This is a genomic window from Microbacterium algeriense (assembly GCF_008868005.1).
GTDB lineage: Bacteria > Actinomycetota > Actinomycetes > Actinomycetales > Microbacteriaceae > Microbacterium > Microbacterium algeriense.
In genome coordinates this window covers 543,538-561,419 of the sequence record NZ_WAAO01000001.1, presented here as the reverse complement: position 1 = coordinate 561,419, position 17,882 = coordinate 543,538, and the positions used below count along the sequence as shown (strand labels likewise).

The window sequence follows — 17,882 nt, the reverse complement described above, 5'->3', positions numbered from 1 at the left end:
ATAGGCTCGAGGCATGTCCGCCGAGAACGCCCGCCGCACCGTCCGCATCCTCACGTGGATCGGTTTCGCGACCGGGGTCATCGGCGGGGTGCTGATCGCCTTCCCGAAGGTCATCGGCCTCGGCGCCCCGTGGGTGCAGCTCGCGCTCGGCATCGTCACGCTCGTGCTCGCGTTCCGCGCGCGCAAGATCGGGATGGCCGAGGTGGACGGGTTCGACGGCCGGCTCTCGCTCGCGGCCGCCCTCCTCGGTTTCCTCGTGGTGTTCTTCGCCGGACAGGCGGCGTTCGGCATCCTCGTCGCGGTCGCGAACTGACGGCGCCGCGGACCGACCCGGTTCGTGGGGCGCCCGGCGGTACCACGTAGGCTGGTCCGGTGGCATCCCCGGCAGCTGACGACTATCTGAAGACCGTCTACGCGCACACCGAGTGGCAGGACGCTCCGATCACGCCGTCGGTCCTGGCCGCGAAGCTCGGCATCGCCCCGTCGTCCGTCACGGAGATGGTGAAGAAGCTCGCCGCCGCCGGTCTCGTCTCGCACGTGCCCTACGGTGCCGTGCGGCTGACCGAGGCCGGCACCGTGCGCGCTCTGGCCATGGTCCGCCGGCACCGGCTGATCGAGACCTGGCTGGTGCAGGAGTTCGGCTACGGCTGGGACGAGGTGCACGACGAGGCCGAGGTGCTCGAGCACACCATCAGCGACCGTCTCCTCGAGGGCATCGACGCACGCCTGGGCCGCCCGCGCTTCGACCCCCACGGCGACGCGATCCCGGATGCCGACGGTCGCATCGAGCGCGAGCCGTTCGTCCTGCTCGCCGACGCCCCCGCCGGACACACCGGCCACGTGCTCCGCGTCGACGACCGGGACCCCGAGCTCCTGCGTGCGCTCGAGGCGCTGGGACTCACGGTGGGGTCGACCGTCGCGGTCACGGACTCGGGCGTCGAGCTCGAGGGCACCGCTCGCCCGCTCCCCGACGGCGCCGACAGCGTGGTGTGGCTCAGCGCCTAGCTCCAGCCCGCATTCACGTGCGGGAAACACCGGCCCTCTAGGCTGTCCCCATGGGACACCGCGACGACATCGAATGCTGGCTGACCGACATGGACGGCGTTCTCGTGCATGAGAACACCGCCATCCCCGGGGCGTCTGAGATGCTCGCGGGCTGGGAGCGCGACGGCATCCCCTACCTCGTGCTCACCAACAACTCGATCTTCACCGCCCGCGACCTCTCCGCCCGGCTCCGCACCAGCGGTCTGGTCGTGCCGGAGGACCGCATCTGGACCTCAGCGCTCGCGACCGCCGACTTCCTCGCGCAGCAGCTTCCCGGCGGTTCGGCCTTCGTGATCGGCGAGGCCGGCATCCTCACCGCGCTGCACGAGGCGGGGTTCATCATGACCGAGACCGACCCCGACTTCGTGGTCGTCGGAGAGACGCGCAACTACTCGTTCGAGGCGATCACGAAGGCGATCAGGCACATCATCAACGGCGCCCGCTTCATCGTGACCAACCCGGACGCGACGGGACCGAGCGCCGACGGCGTGCTCCCCGCCACCGGGGCCATCGCCGCGCTCATCACGAAGGCGACCGGCAAGGAGCCCTATGTGGTGGGCAAGCCGAACCCGATGATGTTCCGCTCGGCGCTGAACAAGATCGGCGCCCACTCGAAGAAGACCGGGATGATCGGCGACCGCATGGACACCGACATCGTCGCCGGCATCGAAGCGGGCCTGCACACGGTGCTGGTCCTCACGGGCATCAGCGATCAGGCGGAGATCGAGAAGTACCCGTTCCGCCCGGACGAGATCGTCGACTCCGTGGCCGATCTGCTGCCGATGGTCACCGGAACGATCGCCACGATCGACGAGGACTGACGTGGGCGCCCTCGACGACGGCGAGCAGGTCACGGCAGCGGATGCCGCGGCCTGGCGCGCCTGGCTCGAGGAGAACCACGAACGCGGGAACGGCGTGTGGCTGCTGAGCGTCCGCGGGAGCAGCACGGGCGTCGGCTACGAGGACGCGGTGCGACAGGCGCTGTGCTTCGGGTGGATCGACGGTCCGGTCCGGGTGTTCGGCGAGGGGACGCCGCAGCGTGCCAACGGGCAGTGGTTCTCGCCGCGGCGGCCCGGCAGCGGATGGGCGGCGACCAACAAGGCGCGCATCGCCGAGCTCGAGGCGGAGGGGCTGCTCGCCCCTGCCGGCATCCGCGCGCTGGAGACGGCGAAGGCGAACGGATCTTGGACCCTGCTCGACGGCCCGGAGGCGGGGGTCGAGCCCGAGGAGCTCACCGCCGCGCTCGATGCCGTCCCCGCGGCCCGTGAGGGTTGGGACGCCTTCCCGGCCTCGGTGAAGAAGTTCGGTCTCACGCACATCGCGATGGCGAAGCGGCCGGAGACCCGGACCGCCCGCATCGCGAAGATCGTGGCGGATGCCGCGGAAGGGAAGCGACCGTGAACCAGAGCGACCTCATCTTCCTCGTCGCGTTCGTGATCCTGCTGACGACGCTCGTGGTGTTCGTCGTGCAGTTCGTGCGCTCCCGCCGCAGCCGCGGCGAGGACGGCGACGGCCGCGCGGGCTGGTGGGAAGGCCCCTGGGACGAGGACGACCGCTCCCGCTGAGTCCGTCCGTCGGTACGGATGTCGGACCGGTTCACGGATGTCGGACGGATCCGGCCGCTTCCGCCCGGCACCCGTCCATCCGTCCGTTCATCGCCCCGTCCATCGGTACGGATGTCGGACCGGTTCACGGATGTCGGACGGATCCGGCTGTTTCCGCCCGGCATCCGTCCATCCGCCCGACATCCGTGCGGGGCGAAAGGCGGGGCGGCGCGCGCGACAGGCCGCGGTCAGGAGGCCGACGCCTCCGCGAGCGTGAGGGAGTCGATGGCCGCGACCGGCTCCGGCATCTGCAGCGGACCGGCCCCCGGGGTGATCGTGCCCAGGATGCGGGGCTCGCGGGCGCCCGTGCCGCCGGGGACGATGGCGGCAACGCCGTGCATGGTCGACCAGCCGATGAGCGCGAGGAGGATGGCCTCCTTGCTGTCGGCCGCGGCGCCGAGTTCGTCGGCCAGCACGACCTCGGTCTCCGGCAGCGCGGCACGAAGGCCATCGAGGATCAGCGGGTTCCGGCAGCCGCCGCCGGAGACCGCGAGGAACCCGATGCCCGCGGCCGCGACGTCGCGCGCGACGGTGCGGACCGTGAGCTCGGTGAGCGTGCGCACGACATCGGCGACCGCGATCTCGCGTCCCTGTGCTGCGAGGTGCTCGTGCACGTAGGCGAGATGGAAGTGCTCCTTGCCGGTGCTCTTCGGCGGGGTCAGCGCGTAGTACGGGTCGGCGAGCATCGCGTCGAGAAGCGGATCGTCGATCTGTCCCGTGCGGGCGATCGCGGCGTCGTCGTCGTAGCCGAGCGGGTTGAGGTCGTGTTCGACGATGACCGCGTCGACCAGGGCGTTCGCGGGGCCGATGTCGTAGGCGACGAGTTCGCCCTCGCGCACCACCGTCATATTGGAGATGCCGCCGAGGTTGAGGGCTGCGGAGACGCCGGCTCGTCCACGGAGCAGCAGCTCGTCGAGGAACGACACGAGCGGGGCACCGTGGCCACCCGCGGTGATGTCGCGGATGCGGATGTCGGACACCACCGGTGCGCCGACCCTCTCCGCGATCCAGGCCGGCTGACCGATCTGGAGCGTGCCGAGCGCGTGCGCGCCATCGACCCAGTGGTAGACCGTCTGCCCGTGCGAGCACACCGCGTCGACGCCGCCGACCTCCACGGCGATGTCGGCCGCGACCTCGGCGAACGCCTGCCCGATGAGCGTGTCGAGCTCGGCGACCTCGGCGAGCGTGGTCTGCGCCGGTGGCAGCGCCGCGATGAGGCGCGCCCGCAGCTCCGGGCTGTAGGGCACGCTCGTGGATGCGAGCACCGCGCCACGGAGGTCGACGCCGTGCGCGGTGAAGCCCCCGTTCGTCGTGAAGTCGACGACGGCGGCGTCGATCCCGTCGTGCGAGGTGCCGGAGATCAGTCCCAGGACGCGCATCAGTTCTCCTCCGTACGTTGTACTAAAAGTACAGGAGTGGCCCTTCGGATGTAAAAATACTCCGCCGTTTGTCTCCTCCACGCCTCGCGATCCTGGCGACCTGTTCACAGATGCTGGAATACCGCCGCGCACCCCAGCGAGGGCGGCGTAACGTCATCGTCACACCCATCTGCAGAGGAGAGCAAACGTGTCCACGGAGGTTCTCGCGATCGTCGTCAGCGCGATCGGCATCGTGCTCACCCTCGGCACGAGCCTCTTCGCCGCCGGCGCCTGGATGGTCCGCCGCATCGACGACCGGATCGACGCCGTCGACGACAAGCTGAGCACCCGCATAGACGCGGTCGCGACCGACGTCACCGACCTCAAGATCGCCGTCGCGCGACTCGAAGGACCACCCCGGCACCTGCTCACCACCGGGAGAGGGTGAACCCGTGAGCCCGGAGACCCTCACCATCATCTTGAGCGCAATCGGCGTCGTCCTCACGCTCACCACCAGCCTCTTCGCCGCCGGCGCCTGGATGGTCCGCCGCATCGACGACCGCATCGACGCCGTCGACGAGAAGCTGAGCACCCGGATCGACGCCGTCGACGACAAGCTGAGCACCCGCATCGACGCCGTCGACGACAAGCTGAGCACCCGCATCGACGCCATCGCGACCGACGTCACCGACCTCAAGATCGCCGTCGCGCGACTCGAAGGACCACCCCGGCACCTGCTCACCTCGCGCCGATGAGCGCGATCCGCTGACAGATCTACCGCAGGACGAGAGCGGCGGCGCCGATGAGCGGGCCCTCGTCGCCGAGTCCCGAGCGCACCACGCGGGTCCGACGGGAGTAGTCGTGCGCCGCACTCGCGGTGAGCGCCTGCTGCACGAGGTCGATGTAGTCGGAGGAGACACGAGAGAAGCCGCCGCCGATAGCCACGACATCCAGGTCGACGAGGGTCGCGGCATCCGCCAAGGCTTCGCCGACTGCCCTTGCCGAACGCTCGATCGCGGCGCGGGCGACCGCGACACCGGCCGCGGCATCCCGGGCGAGGTCTTCGCCGGTCGCCCCGCTCCAGCCCTGTTCCCGCGCCCACGCGGCACTCGCCGGGCCCGAAGCGATCTCCTCGAGGGTGAGCCCACCCTCGCGGCGCACCTGACCGAGGTGGCCGGCGTTCCCGGTGGCACCGGGCACGTAGGCGCCGCCGACCACGAAGCCTCCGCCGACACCGGTGGAGACGACGATCGACAACGACGCCCCGGCCTCCTGCGTGGCGCCGAGCCACGATTCGGCGAGCGCGAGAGCACCCCCGTCATGGCCGAGCGTCGTCGGGATCTCGCGCCCCAGGACGACGGCTGCGGCCGTCGCGACCGCCTCGACCAGGCCGAATCCTCGGGCGAGCGGCATGTTCACGGGCATGATCTCGCCGCGTGTGCGGTCGACCGGACCCGCGCTGCCGATGCCGGCACCGACGAGCTCGGCATCGGCGGGCAGTGCCGCGAGGGCGTGCTCGACGATCGCGACGACCGCGGCGTTCAGCGAGGCGGGCGTGGCTTCGCGGCCGGTCGCCTGACGGCTCCGACTGCCGTCGACGAGCGCACCGTCCTCGGAGACGAGCGCGGCCTCCATCTTCGTGCCGCCGACGTCGACGGCCAGCGCGTAACGGGTCACTGGGGGTCGAGTCCGAGATCGTCGAGGTCGAACGCCGCGCGCCACTCCAGACCCTCGGCCTCGATGGCCGCCTGGGCTCCGGTCTTGCGGTCGACGATCACCGCGACCGCGACGACCTCGGCGCCCTCCTTGCGGAGCGCCTCGACAGCCTTGAGCGCGGACTGCCCGGTGGTGGACGTGTCTTCCAGGACGACGACGCGCTTGCCCTTGACGTCCGCGCCCTCGATCTGGCGGCCGCGACCGTGGTCCTTGGGCTCCTTGCGCACGACGAACGCGTCGAGCGGACGGTCGGTGCCGACCGAGGCGTGCAGGACCGAGTTCGCGATCGGGTCGGCGCCGAGCGTCAGGCCCCCCACAGCGACCACGTCGAGGTCGCCGATCAGGTCGAGCATGATGCGGCCGATCGCGGGTGCTGCGCGGTGGTCCAGCGTGAGCTTGCGCATGTCGACGTAGTACGTCGCCTTCTTGCCGCTGGAGAGGGTGAAGTCACCGTGGAACACCGCCTCATCCTTGATGAGGTCGAGAAGGGTCTGGCGGTCTGCGTCGAGTGCGGTCACGGCATCCAGTGTAGGAGGCAAGCCCTAGGCTGGACGCATGCGCTTGGCCACCTGGAACGTCAACTCCATCCGCACCCGCGTCACCCGCACCGTCGAGTTCGCCGTCCGTGAAGACATCGACGTGTTGGCGATGCAGGAGATCAAGTGCAAGCCGGAGCAGTTCCCGTATGCGCCGTTCGAGGAGGCCGGGTACCACGTCGAGGTGCACGGCCTGAACCAGTGGAACGGTGTCGCGATCGCGAGCCGCCTGCCCATCACCGACGTGCGGACCGCGTTCGACGGAATGCCGGGCTTCGCGAAGGGTCACGAGGGGCCGGATGCTCCGCTCGAGGCGAGGGCGCTGGGGGTCATGGTCGACGGCGTCCGGGTGTGGAGCCTGTACGTGCCGAACGGCCGCTCGCTCGACGACCCGCACTACCTGTACAAGCTGCACTGGCTGGAGCAGCTGAAGAAGTCGACCGCTGCCGAGCTGTCGGCGAACCCCGAGCTCCCGCTCGCTCTGGTCGGCGACTTCAACATCATCCCGTTCGACCATGACAACGGCGACCCCGACATCGTGGTCGGACGTTCGACGCACGTCTCCCCTCCCGAGCGCGACGCGTTCTTCGCGTTCCAGGACGCGGGTCTCACCGATGTCGTGCGCCCGCTCCTGCCCGAGGGCTTCACGTACTGGGACTACCAGCGCCTGAAGTTCCCGCGCAACGAGGGCATCCGCATCGACTTCATCCTCGGGTCGAAGACGCTGGCCGACGCGGTCACCGGAGCGTCGATCCACCGGAACGAGCGCAAGGGCGAGCAGCCCAGCGACCACGTGCCCGTGGTGGTCGACCTGGACTTCGGCGGCGCCGAGGTCGACGACGATCTCCCGATGATCTTCTCCTGACCCTTCGACAGGCTCAGGGACCCATTCCATGACAGGCTCAGGGACCCATTCCATGGCAGGCTCAGGGACCCATTCCATGACAGGCTCAGGGGCCATCCCATGCGGCTGATCGCGACCGACCTCGACGGCACGCTGCTCGACTCGTCGTCCGCGGTCACGCCCCGCACCCGCGCCGCGCTCGACGCTGCGCGGGAACGCGGCATCCACGTCGTCCCGGTCACGGCCCGCCAGCCCATCGGACTGCGCACGCTCGCGGCGGATGCGGGATTCGACGGCTGGGCGCTGTGCAGCAACGGCGCCTATGCGGTGCACCTCGATGACGGGCGGATGCTGTTCGCCGAGGAACTCCCGTCCGACACGATCCGCGCGCTGGCCGAGGCGCTCGGCGCGAGCATTCCCGGCCTGCTGTTCGCGAGTGTGCGGGAGGGCGGGGAGAGCTTCGTCGCCCAGGAGGGGTACGCCGCGATCGCCGCCCTGTCCGACCACAAGCGCGACCCCGCGACGATGGGCGGAGTGCCCCTGGAGCAGGTGCTCGCCGCGCCCAGCCTGAAGCTCGTGATCCGGCATCCCGACCTCGCGCCCGTCGCCCTGTTCGACACGCTGCGCTCGCTCGGGCTCACCGGCTTCGAGGCGACTCTCTCCGGAGCCCCGTTCGTCGAGGTCATGGCCGAGGGCGTCACCAAGGCGACCGGCCTGGCGCGACTGTGTGCGCACCTCGGGATCGACCGCACAGACGTCGTCGCCTTCGGCGATGCGCTCAACGACGTCGAGATGCTGCGCTGGGCGGGGCATGGCGTCGCGATGGGACACGCCGGCCCCGAGGTCGCGGACGCGGCCGACGAGGTCGGCGGCACCAACGATGAGGACGGCGTGGCCCAGGTGATCGAGCGGCTGCTCGGCTGAGCCGTCTTCGCTCGAAGGACCCGATCGTCACGCGGGCCCGAGTGCCAGGTCTCGCAGACGAAGCGCGAGGACGAATGTCACGCTGCCCGCTCCGCACAGCGCCAACAGGAGCAGCAGTGCATGCGCCCAGTTCCACGTCAGGAGATGGAGCGGGTACGCCCCCGCCACGGCGCACACCGCGTTCGCGATGAGCGCGTTCCGGACGCTTCTGCCCTTCCGGGAAGCGCGGTCCGCGTCCGGAGGGCGTTCGAGGAACCAGCAGATCAGCACGGCAAGCAGGCCACCGATGAAGAACGTCCCCGTCGTGCCGAGCAGGGACGCCCAGTGATCGTTCCCGTCGATAGCGGAGCCAGACCAACCGTCGATCCAGGCGTACCGCAGCAGCGCCACGGTCGAGGCCGTCACGAAAGCCGCGACGAGCAACACGAGAACCGTGACCGCTGAGCGACGCCGTCCGTCGGTTGCTGCCTGCACGCGCATCGCCTCCACTCCTCCTGACCGCTACGAGGACACGCGGTCAAGGCGCCCGAGACCGAGGTCCGTCACTCGCTCGGGGCGCACCCCGCTGACGAGTCGAACCGCCCCGATGCTCATCAGACTGCCGCCGATCGCTGCGACACCGACGAAGGCGAGCACGAGAGGAAAAGACCAGACGAAGAGGAAACTGAGCACCGAGGTCACTATCGGACCGGCAGCGACCGACACCGGCCACCGCCGCGAACGTCCGGATCGCGGAATCATCAGCAGGAGACTCAGAGCCGTGGGGAAGACGAAGCCGAAAACGGCACACACCATGACCGAGTTCCACACCTGTCCGCCATTTCCGCCGGCGCGGATCGAGACCCAGTCGAACCCGAAGGACTGCAGCCCGTACATCAATCCCAAGACCGCCCCGATGATCGCGTTCGAAAATCCGATAGCAACGGCACAGACACCCCATCTCACACGGTAAGGAACGCCAGAACTCGTGGTCACCGGGGCCTCCCCTCGCTCAGCACACATAGGTACTCCGTGATCGGCCGGCTCTCCGCACCACTGTACGTCCGCACGTAGGCGATCACACTGATCGACAGACAGTCGAGTCATCGCATCGATGGGCTGAAGTCGACGTAGGTCTGATCACAGAACGGCTCGCGAAGCTCAGAGCAGTCGGCGCCCGAGAACCGCGCAGGGATTGATGTGATCACCCGAACGTACCGACCTCCGGCACCCGTTCCGTCCGGCCGTAGCGGAGGAAGGTGACGCCCGCGTCGTCCGTGACGGCGGGCTCGAGCAGCCGCAGCACGGCGGGCAGCGCGCCGTCGTCGAACACCTTCTTCCCCGCGCCGAGCAGCAGCGGGTACACCCAGAGGTTCAGCTCGTCGAACAGCCCCTCAGCGAGGAGCGTGTGCACGAGATCGAGGCTGCCGATCACGTGCACCTCACGGTGCGTGGCCCGCAGTTCGGCGATCTCCGCCGCAAGGTTGCCGCCGACCCGCGTGCTGCCCGCCCAGTCGAGCGCGATGTCGGCGTCGCGGGTCGCCACGTATTTCGGCACCCGATTGAACAGGTTTCCGATGTCGCCGGACTCCCCCTCGGTGTGAAGCGGCCAGTACGAGGCGAAGATGTCGTACGTGCGGCGGCCGAGCAGCAGCGCGTCGAGTCCGTGCATCCCGGCTTCGACCTGCGGCCCGGTGCCGGGCGAGGGGTAGCCGGCCTGCCACCCGCTGAAGCGGAAGCCGCCGGAGGTGTCTTCGTCGGTGCCACCCGGCCCCTGGGCGACGCCGTCGAGGCTCAGGAAGAGGTCGATCAAGATACGACCCTGTGCCGTGTCCTGTGCGGGGTTCGTGTTCATGTCCTGCTCCTTTGCATGGTGGTCATGAAGATCAGACGTGCAGTTCCGCGTGCATCCGCGCGATGTGGAAGGTCGCCGCGAAGGCATCGAGCCAGGATGCCTCGCCGCGGACGACGGCGACGACATCCTGCGCCACCGCCTCGGCGGGAGTGATCTCGCCGCCGATCAGCCGTCGGATGCCGGGACCCGCGACGATCACGGCATCGGGCTCGCCGTCGGGAAGGCGCCCGCCGACGGGCGGCGCCGGCGGTGCGAGCTGCGCGACCGACAGCACGCCGTCGCGCACGGAGGCGCGCAGCGCGACGTCACCCACGTGCAGCTCGTACTCGGCGTCCTCGGCCGCATCCGGTTGGAACGCCGTGCGCAGCGCCATGGTGAGGGAGTCGGGCGTGACGACGTCGCCCTCCTCCGGATCCCCCATCGCCTGAAAGCCCCAGCGTCCGAGCGCCAGCATGATGGGCTCGAACGACCGGCCGTACGGGGTGAGCTCGTACACGAGGCCGCAGTTCGACAGCGGAACCCGTCGGACGACGCCGCCCTCCTGCAGCTCCTTCAGGCGCGTGGACAGGATGTTGGTCGGGATGCGCGGCAGCCCCTGCTTGAGGTCGGTGTAGCGACGGGGCCCGACGAGCAGATCGCGGACGATGAGCAGCGCCCACCGCTCCCCGATCAGCTCGACGGCCGTCGTCACGCCGCAGTACTGGCCGTAGCTGCGCGCCGCCATGTCAGGCCGAAGCCGCGCGGTCCGCCACGTGGTCCGGACCGTTCTCGACCGCTTCGGGCGTCATGTAGAGGAAGCCCAGCGAGTTGCCGTCGGGGTCGTCGAGGTCGCGCGAGTACATGAAACCGTAGTCCTGCGCCGGCTTGGGCTCCGCTCCTCCGGCGGCGAGACCCTTCTCCAGGATCGCGTCGACCTCCTCGCGGGAGTCTCGGCTGAAGGCGACCGAGACCTGCGCGACCTCGTGCGGGTCGGCGATCGGCTTGTCGGTGAACGTCGCGAAGAACTCGCGCTTGAGCACCATGAAGTAGATGTCCTGCGACCAGACGATGCACGCGGCGTTCTCGTCGGTGAACTGGGGGCTGATCTCACAGCCGAGCGCCGTGTAGAACGCCTTGGCTCGCTCGAGATCGCTGGTGGGCAGGTTGACGAAGACCTTGGTCACGATGACTCCTCTGTCGATGTGGTGACGGGTCATTGTCTGTCGAAGCACGGTTGCTGAGCCCGTCGAAGTAAGCTTGCAAAAAACAAGCAGGCTTGTCAATAGCAAGTACGCGAAGTCAGACTTCCCGGCCCGACCTCGAGCGCAGCCCGAAAAGGGCCAGCGCGCCGGCACCGGCGGTGAGCGCCGCGACGACGCCGAGGCCGACGCCCGGGACGGTGGCCGTGGCCACGGCTCCGGCGACGAGAGGACCGCCCGCGTCTCCCAGCTCTCGACCGAGTTCGGCGCTGCCCATCGTGCGCCCCATCCGCTCCGGCGGTGTCGATGCGGCGAGGTGCGAGAAGGCGACCGGCGTCGCCGCGCCCACCCCGGCCCCGACGAGGACGGCGGTCGCGATAAGGGCGAGCGGCGTCGTCCACATTGCCGCGAGCGCGACGCCCACCGTGATCAGGAGCAGACCGCCGACGGAGCCGAGCCGCACCGAGACGCGCCCGCGATCGTGCCAGGCACCCATGAGCGGCTGCACCACGCTCGACACCACGGCCAGGACGGTGACGATCGCCATGCTGCCGACGGTCCCGAGTCCTTCCTGTCTGCCGATCAGGGGAAGGAAGCCGACCGCCACGGCGAGCGCGCCCGTCGTCGCCGCGAGCACGAGCGTGGGCACCAGGAACCCCGGGGCGAGCAGCTCGCGAGCCAGGTCGACCAGGGTCACGCGCTTGCGCGGCAGCACGGGCACGGCCGGAACCGCGAACGCCACCCAGGCCGCGGCGCCGAGACCGAGCACAGCCAGCGCCCAGAACAGCGCGGGGATGCCTCCCCACACCACGAGCACGGCTCCGAGGAGCGGACCGAGGGCGTAACCGAGGCTCTTCCAGGAGCCGTAGCGGCCGAAGTAGCGGCCGCGCGTGGAGTCGTCGGTCAGCCGCGCCACCGCCGCCGAGGAGGCGGGAGAGAAGGCCGAGGCGGCTGCGCCCTGTCCGAACCGTGCGATGACCAGCCCCAGCATTCCGGGGGAGAGGGCTCCGACGATCGAGAACGCCGCGAAGGCGAGCAGCCCGCCCACGATCACCGGGCGCACCCCGACCCGGTCGCTGAGCGCGCCGAACAGCGGCTTCAGCAGCACCTCGGCGAGGTCGTACAGCGCGAGGGTGAAGCCGAAGGCGAGCAGCGTCCACCCGATGTCCTCGGTCTCGGCGCCGAGCGCCGCGGCGATGCCGTGTGCTCCGAAGGCGGTCGTGAATCCGGCGAGGTACAGGGGAGCCAGGCGCGGGCGCGGCGAGGAGGTCACATCTGATCCTGACAGATCGTCGGCATCCGGGCGCTCCCGCATCCGCCCCTCGGGGGATGCGCGCGGCTCGGACCCCGCCGTACGGTGGAGGGATGTCCGCCCCGTTCACCCGCACGCCGACGGAGCGCGACCGCCGCGGCGACCTGCTCCTCGCGCTCGTGCTGTTCGTCGGGGCCGTCCTCAGCGCGGCGCTCTCGTCGATCGCGCAGATCTACGGCGACGAGCAGGCCGAGCTGTGGACCGCACTCGTCTACGCGGTCGTGGTCGCCGGGCCCCTCGCCTTCCGTCGCCGCTGGCCCGGCACCGTCGCGGTCGTCGTCTCGCTCGCATACTTCACAGCCGTGACGATCCGCGTGCCGGAGATCTACGTCGGCAACATCGCCATGTTCATCGCCCTGTACACCGTCGGCGCCTGGATGAACGACCGGCGCCGCGCCCTGATCGTGCGGGTCGCGATCATCATCGGCATGTTCGTGTGGCTGATCATCACGATGTACCGCGATGCGATCAGCGAGGCCGACAAGGCCGACGTCGTCGCGGGCGCCATGTCGCCTTACGTCGCCTTCATGCTGATCCAGATCCTGCTGAACGCCCTCTACTTCGGCGGCGCGTACTACTTCGGCGAGCGCTCCTGGGCGGCGGCGGAGCAGCGGTCGGTGCTCGAGCTGCGCACGGCCGAATTGGAACGCGAACGCGAGGTGACCGCCGCGCAGGCGGTGGCGCTGGACCGGGTGCGCATCGCGCGCGAGCTGCACGACGTGGTCGCCCACCACGTGTCGGTGATGGGCGTGCAGGCCGGCGCCGCTCGGCTGGTCCTGGAGCAGGATCCCGCCCGGACAGCGCAGATCCTCACGGGCATCGAGAACTCCGCGCGCGACGCGATCCAGGAGCTGCGACAGCTGCTGGAGACTTTGCGGACGCCCGGCGGCGAGACGACGGACACGGCTTCCACCGTCACGCTCGACGACATCGCCGCGCTCGCCGACGCATCGACCGAGGCCGGCCTTCCGACCGCGTACACGGTGATCGGCGAGGCCGTGGAGGTGCCGTCCCTCGTGTCCGTGAACCTCTATCGCATCGCTCAGGAGTCGCTCACGAACGCGCGCCGTCACGCCGGCTCCGGAGCCACCGCCGACGTCCGGGTGCGCTACGACTCCGACGGCGTCGAGGTCGAGGTCGTGAACACGGGTCGCGGCATCGCGCAGCTGCGTCCTGGCCTGGGCCAGCTGGGGATGCGGGAGCGCGCCGCGGCCTCCGGGGGGACGCTCGAGGTCACGCCGCGTCCGCTCGGCGGCCTGCGCGTGCGCGCGAGGGTGCCGCTGCCGGTCGGATCGGGCGTGGCTCGGTGAGCGCCCGCATCCGCGTGCTGCTCGTCGACGACCATGCGCTGCTGCGCGCCGGTTTCCGCACGATCCTCGAGACGCAGCCCGACATCGCGGTGGTCGGCGAGGCCTCGACGGGAGCAGAGGCCCTGACGAAGGCGTCCGCCCTCCGCCCCGACGTCATCACCATGGACGTCCAGATGCCGGACATGGACGGCATCGAGGCGACCAGACGCCTCGTCGCGGATCCCGCCGTGCGGTCGGCCATTGCGATCGTCACCACCTTCGACCGCGACGACTACCTGTTCCAGGCGCTCGACGCCGGAGCCAGCGGTTTCCTGCTCAAGAACGCCGGAGCGGAGGACCTGATCGCCGCCGTCCGCGCCCTGGCCGCGGGCGACGGGATGCTCGCCCCCGAGGTGACCCGCCGCGTGCTCGCCCGGTTCGCGAACCCCGCCCCCTCCCCTGACGTTCCTCACGCATCGCGCGCCCGGGAACGGGGCGAGAGCGCACTCATCGAACCCCTCACCGACCGGGAGGCGGACGTGCTGGCGCTGCTCGCCGATGCCCGCAGCAACGCTGAGATCGCGCGAGCGCTGTTCATCGGCGAGGCGACCGTCAAGACGCACGTGTCGCGGATCCTGCAGAAGCTGGGCGCGCGCGACCGCGTGCAGGCGGTCGTCCTCGCCCACCGCTTGGGTCTCGCCGAGAATCCCGGCCGACCTCCGCGATAACCTCGGAGCCATGCCCGCTGCCGCTCCGCTCTCCCGTCCGATCCTGGCGGGCGTGGTGACCGCTCTGGTCGGGTTCACGAGCTCGTTCGCGGTGGTGCTCACCGGACTCGACGCGGTGGGTGCGGATGCGGCGCAGGCGGCCAGCGGCCTGCTCGCGGCGACCCTCACGATGGGACTCGCCTGCGTCGTGCTCGCGTGGCGGTATCGCATGCCGATCACCGTGGCGTGGTCGACGCCCGGCGCGGCCCTGCTCGTCGCGACCGGCACCGTCGAGGGCGGGTGGTCGGCGGCGGTCGGCGCCTTCCTCGTGACAGCCGCGCTGATCCTGCTCACCGCGCTGTGGCCGGCGCTGGGCGCTCTGATCGCGCGCATCCCCCCGTCGATCGCCCAGGCGATGCTCGCCGGCGTGCTGCTGCCGCTCTGCCTCGCGCCCATCACCGGCATCGTCGCGAATCCCTGGGGCGTGATCCCCGTCGTGCTCACCTGGCTGGTGTGCGCACGCCTGGCCCCGCGTTGGGCCGTGCCGCTCGCCTTCGTGGCGGCGGCGGCCGTCGTCGCCGTCTCCCTCGCGCAGGAGCGCGCGCCGTTCGATCCCGGGCTGCTGGTTCCGCGCCTCGAGCTGACGGCGCCGGTGTTCACGGTCGGCGCGCTCGTGGGGCTCGCCCTTCCGCTGTTCATCGTGACGATGGCCTCGCAGAACGTGCCGGGCATCGCGATCATGCGCAGCTTCGGCTACGAAGTGCCCTGGCGACCGGCCATGCTGGTGACCGGGGTGGGCACCGCCCTCGGCGCGACCGCCGGCGGGCACGCCATCAACCTCGCGGCGATCAGTGCGGCGCTCGCGGCCTCCCCCGACGCGGACCCCGACCCCAAGCGTCGCTGGGTCGCAGGGGTCTCGACCGGTGTCACCTACCTCGTGCTCGGAGGCTTCTCCGCCGCGTTCGCCGCCCTGGTGGTGCTCGCACCCGTCGCCGTGATCCCTGCCGTGGCCGGTCTCGCCCTCTTCGCCGCGTTCGGCTCGTCCGTGCAGCAGGCCATCGACGACCCCGGCGAGCGCCTCCCCGCGGTGGTGACGTTTCTGGTCGCAGCATCCGGCATCTCCGTGCTGGGCGTCAGCGCCGCCTTCTGGGCTCTGGTCGCCGGCCTCCTCGTCCGCACCGTCCTCCACACCTCCCGCTGACCCCCTCCCCCCCCTCCTCCCCATTCCGCCGAGTGCACGGCTTCGCGTCGAGTGCACGGCTTCCGCGCGCGAGCATCCCGTGCGCTCGGCGACAACCCGTGCACTCGGCGCCGGTTGGGGGGAGGAGGGGGGGAGGAGGGAGGGGGTCCGCCGTGCGGGGGATGTTGCGGAGGGCGGGGGTCCGTAGCGTGAGGGGCATGACAGGAATGCTCGAACTCTCCGGCATCACCAAGAGCTACGGCTCTCGGCGCGTGCTCGACGACGTGTCCTTCACGGTCGCCCCCGGGCGGCTCACGGGATTCGTCGGCGGCAACGGCGCCGGCAAGACCACCACCATGCGCATCGTGCTCGGACTGCTGTCCTCGGACGCCGGACGGGTCGACCTGGACGGCGCACCGCTGACGGCCGCCGACCGCCGCCGCTTCGGCTACATGCCCGAAGAGCGGGGCCTCTACCCGAAGATGAAGGTGCTCGAGCAGATCGTGTACCTCGCGCGCCTGCACGGCTTCGGCAAGGCGGACGCCACGGACCGCGCCACCGCGCTGCTGACCGAACTCGGCCTGGGCGAGCGGCTGAACGACACGATCGAGTCGCTCTCGCTCGGCAACCAGCAGCGCGCGCAGATCGCGGCGTCGCTCGTGCACGACCCCGAGGTGCTCATCCTCGACGAGCCGTTCTCCGGCCTGGACCCCCTCGCGGTGGACGTGGTCGCCGGAGTCCTGCAGTCCAGCGCGGCCAAAGGCGCGTCGATCCTGTTCTCCTCCCACCAGCTCGACGTGGTCGAGCGGCTGTGCGACGACCTGGTGATCCTCGCCGGCGGCACGATCCGCGCGGCCGGCTCCCGCGACGCACTGCGTGCCGAGCACGCCCGCGACCGCTACGAGCTGGTGTCCGCGGGCGACGCGGGGTGGCTGCGCACGGAACCCGGCGTGACCGTCATCGACTTCGAGGGCGGATACGCGCTCTTCGACGCCGACGGGCCGGAGACCGCCCAGCGCGTGCTGCAGTCCGCCGTCCAGCGCGGCGACGTCGCCAGCTTCGCCCCCAAGCATCCGTCCCTCGCCCAGATCTTCAAGGAGGTCATCCAGTGAGCACCTCGACCCCTTCGACCCCTTCGACCCCTTCGACAGGCTCAGGGACCCAGAGGCCGGGGATCCAGAGGCCGGGGACCCAGGTCAGCAGGAACGGCATCTGGCTCGTCGCCGAGCGCGAGATCGGTTCGAAGCTGCGCAGCAAGGCCTTCCTGATCTCCACCGGCATCCTGCTGGTCCTTGCCCTCGCCGGCATCCTGTTCGGCGGGTTCGCCAGCAAGAACACCGAGGCGATGCCGATCGCCGCGACCGCGGAGACCGCCTCCGCCGTCTCCGCCATCCCGGACGTCGAGGTCACCGAGGTGCCCGACCGGGCCGCGGCCGAGAAGCTTGTGCGCGACGGTGAGGTGGACGCCGCTGTCCTCGACGGCGACGGACCCTCCGGCTACACGGTCATCGCGAAGCAGGATGCCCCGAGCTCCCTGGTCGCGGCCCTGTCGATCTCACCCGAGGTCGTCATCCTGGATCCCGCGACCACCAACCCGCTCCTGCGGTACTTCATCGCGATCGCCTTCGGTCTGGTGTTCATGATGGCTGCGGCGACGTTCGGCGGCACGATCGCCCAGAGCATCGTGGAGGAGAAGCAGACGCGGGTCGTCGAGGTGCTGCTGTCGGCGATCCCGGCACGCACCCTCCTCGCGGGCAAGGTGATCGGCAACACGGTCCTCGCGATGGGGCAGATCCTCGCGCTCGCTGCGGTGGCGACGATCGGTCTGATCGTCACGGGTCAGCGCGAGGTGCTCACAACCCTCGGCGCGCCGATCATCTGGTTCGCGGTGTTCTTCCTGTTCGGCTTCATCCTGCTCGCGGCGATGTTCGCGGCCGCGGCATCGATGGTGTCGCGCCAGGAGGACATCGGCTCCACGACCACGCCGATCACGATGCTGATCATGGCGCCGTACATCCTGGTCATCATCTTCAACGACAACCCGCTGGTGCTGACGATCATGTCGTACGTGCCGTTCTCGGCCCCGGTCGGCATGCCGATGCGCCTGTTCGTAGGCGAGGCGCAGTGGTGGGAGCCGCTGCTGAGCCTGGTGATCCTGCTCGCGAGCTGCGTGGCCGCGATCGTCATCGGCGCGAAGATCTACGAGAACTCGCTCCTGCGCATGGGCTCCCGCGTCAAGCTGTCGGAGGCCCTGCGCGGCTGACGCTCTTTCCCACCGCGAGACCCCGCCTTCGCGCCGAGACCCCCTGCTTCCCGCGTGGGAAACAGGGGGTCTCGGCGCGAACCCGGGGTCTCG

At 70.3% G+C, this 17,882-nt stretch carries 23 protein-coding genes; 14 read left to right on the top strand and 9 right to left on the bottom strand.

Translation table 11 applies throughout. The annotated features are described in order from the left end of the window. Nucleotides 1-13 precede the first annotated feature (13 nt). The 5 genes from F6A08_RS02685 to F6A08_RS17605 are packed head-to-tail and all read left to right on the top strand — an operon-like array spanning nucleotide 14 to nucleotide 2,609. Nucleotides 14-313: a hypothetical protein gene (locus F6A08_RS02685; protein WP_017203437.1), complete on the top strand. Its 300-nt coding sequence runs from the start codon at nucleotides 14-16 to the stop codon at nucleotides 311-313. 59 nt (nucleotides 314-372) lie between these two features. Beyond that, on the top strand, nucleotides 373-1,005 hold the full coding sequence (locus F6A08_RS02680) for a metal-dependent transcriptional regulator (RefSeq protein WP_151458532.1): 633 nt from the start codon (nucleotides 373-375) through the stop codon (nucleotides 1,003-1,005). A 50-nt stretch (nucleotides 1,006-1,055) separates the two neighbouring features. Beyond that, nucleotides 1,056-1,865: an HAD-IIA family hydrolase gene (locus tag F6A08_RS02675; RefSeq protein ID WP_017203439.1), complete on the top strand. Its 810-nt coding sequence runs from the start codon at nucleotides 1,056-1,058 to the stop codon at nucleotides 1,863-1,865. A gap of 1 nt (nucleotide 1,866) precedes the next feature. Further along, nucleotides 1,867-2,445 (top strand): YdeI/OmpD-associated family protein, encoded by a 579-nt coding sequence (locus F6A08_RS02670; protein WP_151458531.1) that lies wholly within the window; start codon nucleotides 1,867-1,869, stop codon nucleotides 2,443-2,445. After that, on the top strand, nucleotides 2,442-2,609 hold the full coding sequence (locus F6A08_RS17605) for a hypothetical protein (RefSeq protein ID WP_017203441.1): 168 nt from the start codon (nucleotides 2,442-2,444) through the stop codon (nucleotides 2,607-2,609). Before F6A08_RS02670 ends, F6A08_RS17605 begins: the two co-directional genes overlap by 4 nt. A 227-nt stretch (nucleotides 2,610-2,836) precedes the next feature. On the opposite strand, the gene F6A08_RS02665 is transcribed toward F6A08_RS17605, so the two are convergent. Further along, nucleotides 2,837-4,027 carry an anhydro-N-acetylmuramic acid kinase gene (locus F6A08_RS02665; protein ID WP_151458530.1) on the bottom strand — a complete coding sequence of 397 codons (1,191 nt, stop codon included), beginning with the start codon at nucleotides 4,025-4,027 and terminating at the stop codon, nucleotides 2,837-2,839. 187 nt (nucleotides 4,028-4,214) lie between these two features. Between F6A08_RS02665 and F6A08_RS02660 the strand changes: the two genes are divergently transcribed. Together F6A08_RS02660 and F6A08_RS02655 are read left to right on the top strand one after the other, a co-directional pair. Continuing rightward, nucleotides 4,215-4,454: a hypothetical protein gene (locus F6A08_RS02660; protein WP_151458529.1), complete on the top strand. Its 240-nt coding sequence runs from the start codon at nucleotides 4,215-4,217 to the stop codon at nucleotides 4,452-4,454. Nucleotides 4,455-4,458: 4 nt separating this feature from the next. Continuing rightward, nucleotides 4,459-4,761 carry a hypothetical protein gene (locus F6A08_RS02655; protein ID WP_151458528.1) on the top strand — a complete coding sequence of 101 codons (303 nt, stop codon included), beginning with the start codon at nucleotides 4,459-4,461 and terminating at the stop codon, nucleotides 4,759-4,761. A 19-nt stretch (nucleotides 4,762-4,780) separates the two neighbouring features. Here F6A08_RS02655 and F6A08_RS02650 read toward each other — a convergent pair whose 3' ends face one another. Both F6A08_RS02650 and pyrE read right to left on the bottom strand, forming a co-directional pair. After that, nucleotides 4,781-5,683: an ROK family protein gene (locus tag F6A08_RS02650; protein ID WP_151458527.1), complete on the bottom strand. Its 903-nt coding sequence runs from the start codon at nucleotides 5,681-5,683 to the stop codon at nucleotides 4,781-4,783. Next, nucleotides 5,680-6,240: an orotate phosphoribosyltransferase gene (pyrE, locus tag F6A08_RS02645; RefSeq protein WP_017203446.1), complete on the bottom strand. Its 561-nt coding sequence runs from the start codon at nucleotides 6,238-6,240 to the stop codon at nucleotides 5,680-5,682. The genes F6A08_RS02650 and pyrE overlap by 4 nt, the downstream gene beginning before the upstream one ends. A 37-nt stretch (nucleotides 6,241-6,277) precedes the next feature. Here pyrE and F6A08_RS02640 point away from each other — a divergent pair, with 37 nt between their 5' ends. Both F6A08_RS02640 and F6A08_RS02635 read left to right on the top strand, forming a co-directional pair. Beyond that, the gene (locus tag F6A08_RS02640) at nucleotides 6,278-7,123 is read left to right on the top strand and encodes an exodeoxyribonuclease III (RefSeq protein ID WP_151458526.1); all 846 of its coding nucleotides are present in this window, start codon (nucleotides 6,278-6,280) and stop codon (nucleotides 7,121-7,123) included. 99 nt (nucleotides 7,124-7,222) lie between these two features. Further along, on the top strand, nucleotides 7,223-8,026 hold the full coding sequence (locus tag F6A08_RS02635) for a Cof-type HAD-IIB family hydrolase (RefSeq protein WP_151458525.1): 804 nt from the start codon (nucleotides 7,223-7,225) through the stop codon (nucleotides 8,024-8,026). Nucleotides 8,027-8,053: 27 nt separating this feature from the next. Here the strand turns inward: F6A08_RS02635 and F6A08_RS02630 are convergent, their stop codons facing one another. From F6A08_RS02630 to F6A08_RS02605, 6 genes are all read right to left on the bottom strand, one after another. Next, nucleotides 8,054-8,500, bottom strand: coding sequence for a hypothetical protein (locus tag F6A08_RS02630; RefSeq protein ID WP_151458524.1), 447 nt, complete (start codon nucleotides 8,498-8,500; stop codon nucleotides 8,054-8,056). A 27-nt stretch (nucleotides 8,501-8,527) separates the two neighbouring features. After that, nucleotides 8,528-8,902: a hypothetical protein gene (locus F6A08_RS02625; RefSeq protein WP_017203450.1), complete on the bottom strand. Its 375-nt coding sequence runs from the start codon at nucleotides 8,900-8,902 to the stop codon at nucleotides 8,528-8,530. Between the two features lie 307 nt (nucleotides 8,903-9,209). Next, on the bottom strand, nucleotides 9,210-9,860 hold the full coding sequence (locus tag F6A08_RS02620) for a dihydrofolate reductase family protein (protein WP_151458523.1): 651 nt from the start codon (nucleotides 9,858-9,860) through the stop codon (nucleotides 9,210-9,212). Nucleotides 9,861-9,891: 31 nt separating this feature from the next. After that, a complete protein-coding gene (locus F6A08_RS02615; protein WP_151458522.1) occupies nucleotides 9,892-10,584 on the bottom strand; it encodes a winged helix-turn-helix transcriptional regulator in 693 nt (230 codons plus the stop codon). A gap of 1 nt (nucleotide 10,585) precedes the next feature. Further along, entirely contained in the window at nucleotides 10,586-11,056 is a 471-nt protein-coding gene (locus F6A08_RS02610) for a VOC family protein (RefSeq protein ID WP_017203454.1), read from the bottom strand. 82 nt (nucleotides 11,057-11,138) lie between these two features. After that, nucleotides 11,139-12,311 carry an MFS transporter gene (locus F6A08_RS02605; protein WP_225855708.1) on the bottom strand — a complete coding sequence of 391 codons (1,173 nt, stop codon included), beginning with the start codon at nucleotides 12,309-12,311 and terminating at the stop codon, nucleotides 11,139-11,141. Nucleotides 12,312-12,403: 92 nt separating this feature from the next. Here F6A08_RS02605 and F6A08_RS02600 point away from each other — a divergent pair, with 92 nt between their 5' ends. From F6A08_RS02600 to F6A08_RS02580, 5 genes are all read left to right on the top strand, one after another. Next, nucleotides 12,404-13,660: a sensor histidine kinase gene (locus F6A08_RS02600; RefSeq protein ID WP_151458520.1), complete on the top strand. Its 1,257-nt coding sequence runs from the start codon at nucleotides 12,404-12,406 to the stop codon at nucleotides 13,658-13,660. Continuing rightward, complete coding sequence (locus tag F6A08_RS02595; protein ID WP_151458519.1) at nucleotides 13,657-14,367, top strand: response regulator; 711 nt, start codon at nucleotides 13,657-13,659, stop codon at nucleotides 14,365-14,367. The genes F6A08_RS02600 and F6A08_RS02595 overlap by 4 nt, the downstream gene beginning before the upstream one ends. Nucleotides 14,368-14,377: 10 nt before the next feature. Beyond that, nucleotides 14,378-15,547, top strand: coding sequence for a benzoate/H(+) symporter BenE family transporter (locus tag F6A08_RS02590; protein WP_151458518.1), 1,170 nt, complete (start codon nucleotides 14,378-14,380; stop codon nucleotides 15,545-15,547). A 206-nt stretch (nucleotides 15,548-15,753) separates the two neighbouring features. After that, a complete protein-coding gene (locus tag F6A08_RS02585) occupies nucleotides 15,754-16,638 on the top strand; it encodes an ABC transporter ATP-binding protein (protein WP_017203458.1) in 885 nt (294 codons plus the stop codon). 62 nt (nucleotides 16,639-16,700) lie between these two features. Further along, nucleotides 16,701-17,789, top strand: a complete 1,089-nt coding sequence (locus F6A08_RS02580) for an ABC transporter permease (RefSeq protein ID WP_151459083.1) — start codon at nucleotides 16,701-16,703, stop codon at nucleotides 17,787-17,789. The last annotated feature ends 93 nt before the right edge of the window (nucleotides 17,790-17,882 follow it).

Excerpts from the sequence above, each read along its gene's own strand:
- F6A08_RS02635 (WP_151458525.1), top strand. The coding sequence starts at position 7,223 with ATGCGGCTGATCGCGACCGACCTCGACGGCACGCTGCTCGACTCGTCG.
- F6A08_RS02640 (WP_151458526.1), top strand. The coding sequence starts at position 6,278 with ATGCGCTTGGCCACCTGGAACGTCAACTCCATCCGCACCCGCGTCACC.
- F6A08_RS02675 (WP_017203439.1), top strand. The coding sequence starts at position 1,056 with ATGGGACACCGCGACGACATCGAATGCTGGCTGACCGACATGGACGGC.
- F6A08_RS02610 (WP_017203454.1), bottom strand. The coding sequence starts at position 11,056 with ATGACCCGTCACCACATCGACAGAGGAGTCATCGTGACCAAGGTCTTC.
- F6A08_RS02625 (WP_017203450.1), bottom strand. The coding sequence starts at position 8,902 with ATGTACGGGCTGCAGTCCTTCGGGTTCGACTGGGTCTCGATCCGCGCC.
- F6A08_RS02600 (WP_151458520.1), top strand. The coding sequence starts at position 12,404 with ATGTCCGCCCCGTTCACCCGCACGCCGACGGAGCGCGACCGCCGCGGC.
- F6A08_RS02615 (WP_151458522.1), bottom strand. The coding sequence starts at position 10,584 with ATGGCGGCGCGCAGCTACGGCCAGTACTGCGGCGTGACGACGGCCGTC.
- F6A08_RS02590 (WP_151458518.1), top strand. The coding sequence starts at position 14,378 with ATGCCCGCTGCCGCTCCGCTCTCCCGTCCGATCCTGGCGGGCGTGGTG.
- F6A08_RS02585 (WP_017203458.1), top strand. The coding sequence starts at position 15,754 with ATGCTCGAACTCTCCGGCATCACCAAGAGCTACGGCTCTCGGCGCGTG.
- F6A08_RS02620 (WP_151458523.1), bottom strand. The coding sequence starts at position 9,860 with ATGAACACGAACCCCGCACAGGACACGGCACAGGGTCGTATCTTGATC.
- F6A08_RS02665 (WP_151458530.1), bottom strand. The coding sequence starts at position 4,027 with ATGCGCGTCCTGGGACTGATCTCCGGCACCTCGCACGACGGGATCGAC.
- F6A08_RS02685 (WP_017203437.1), top strand. The coding sequence starts at position 14 with ATGTCCGCCGAGAACGCCCGCCGCACCGTCCGCATCCTCACGTGGATC.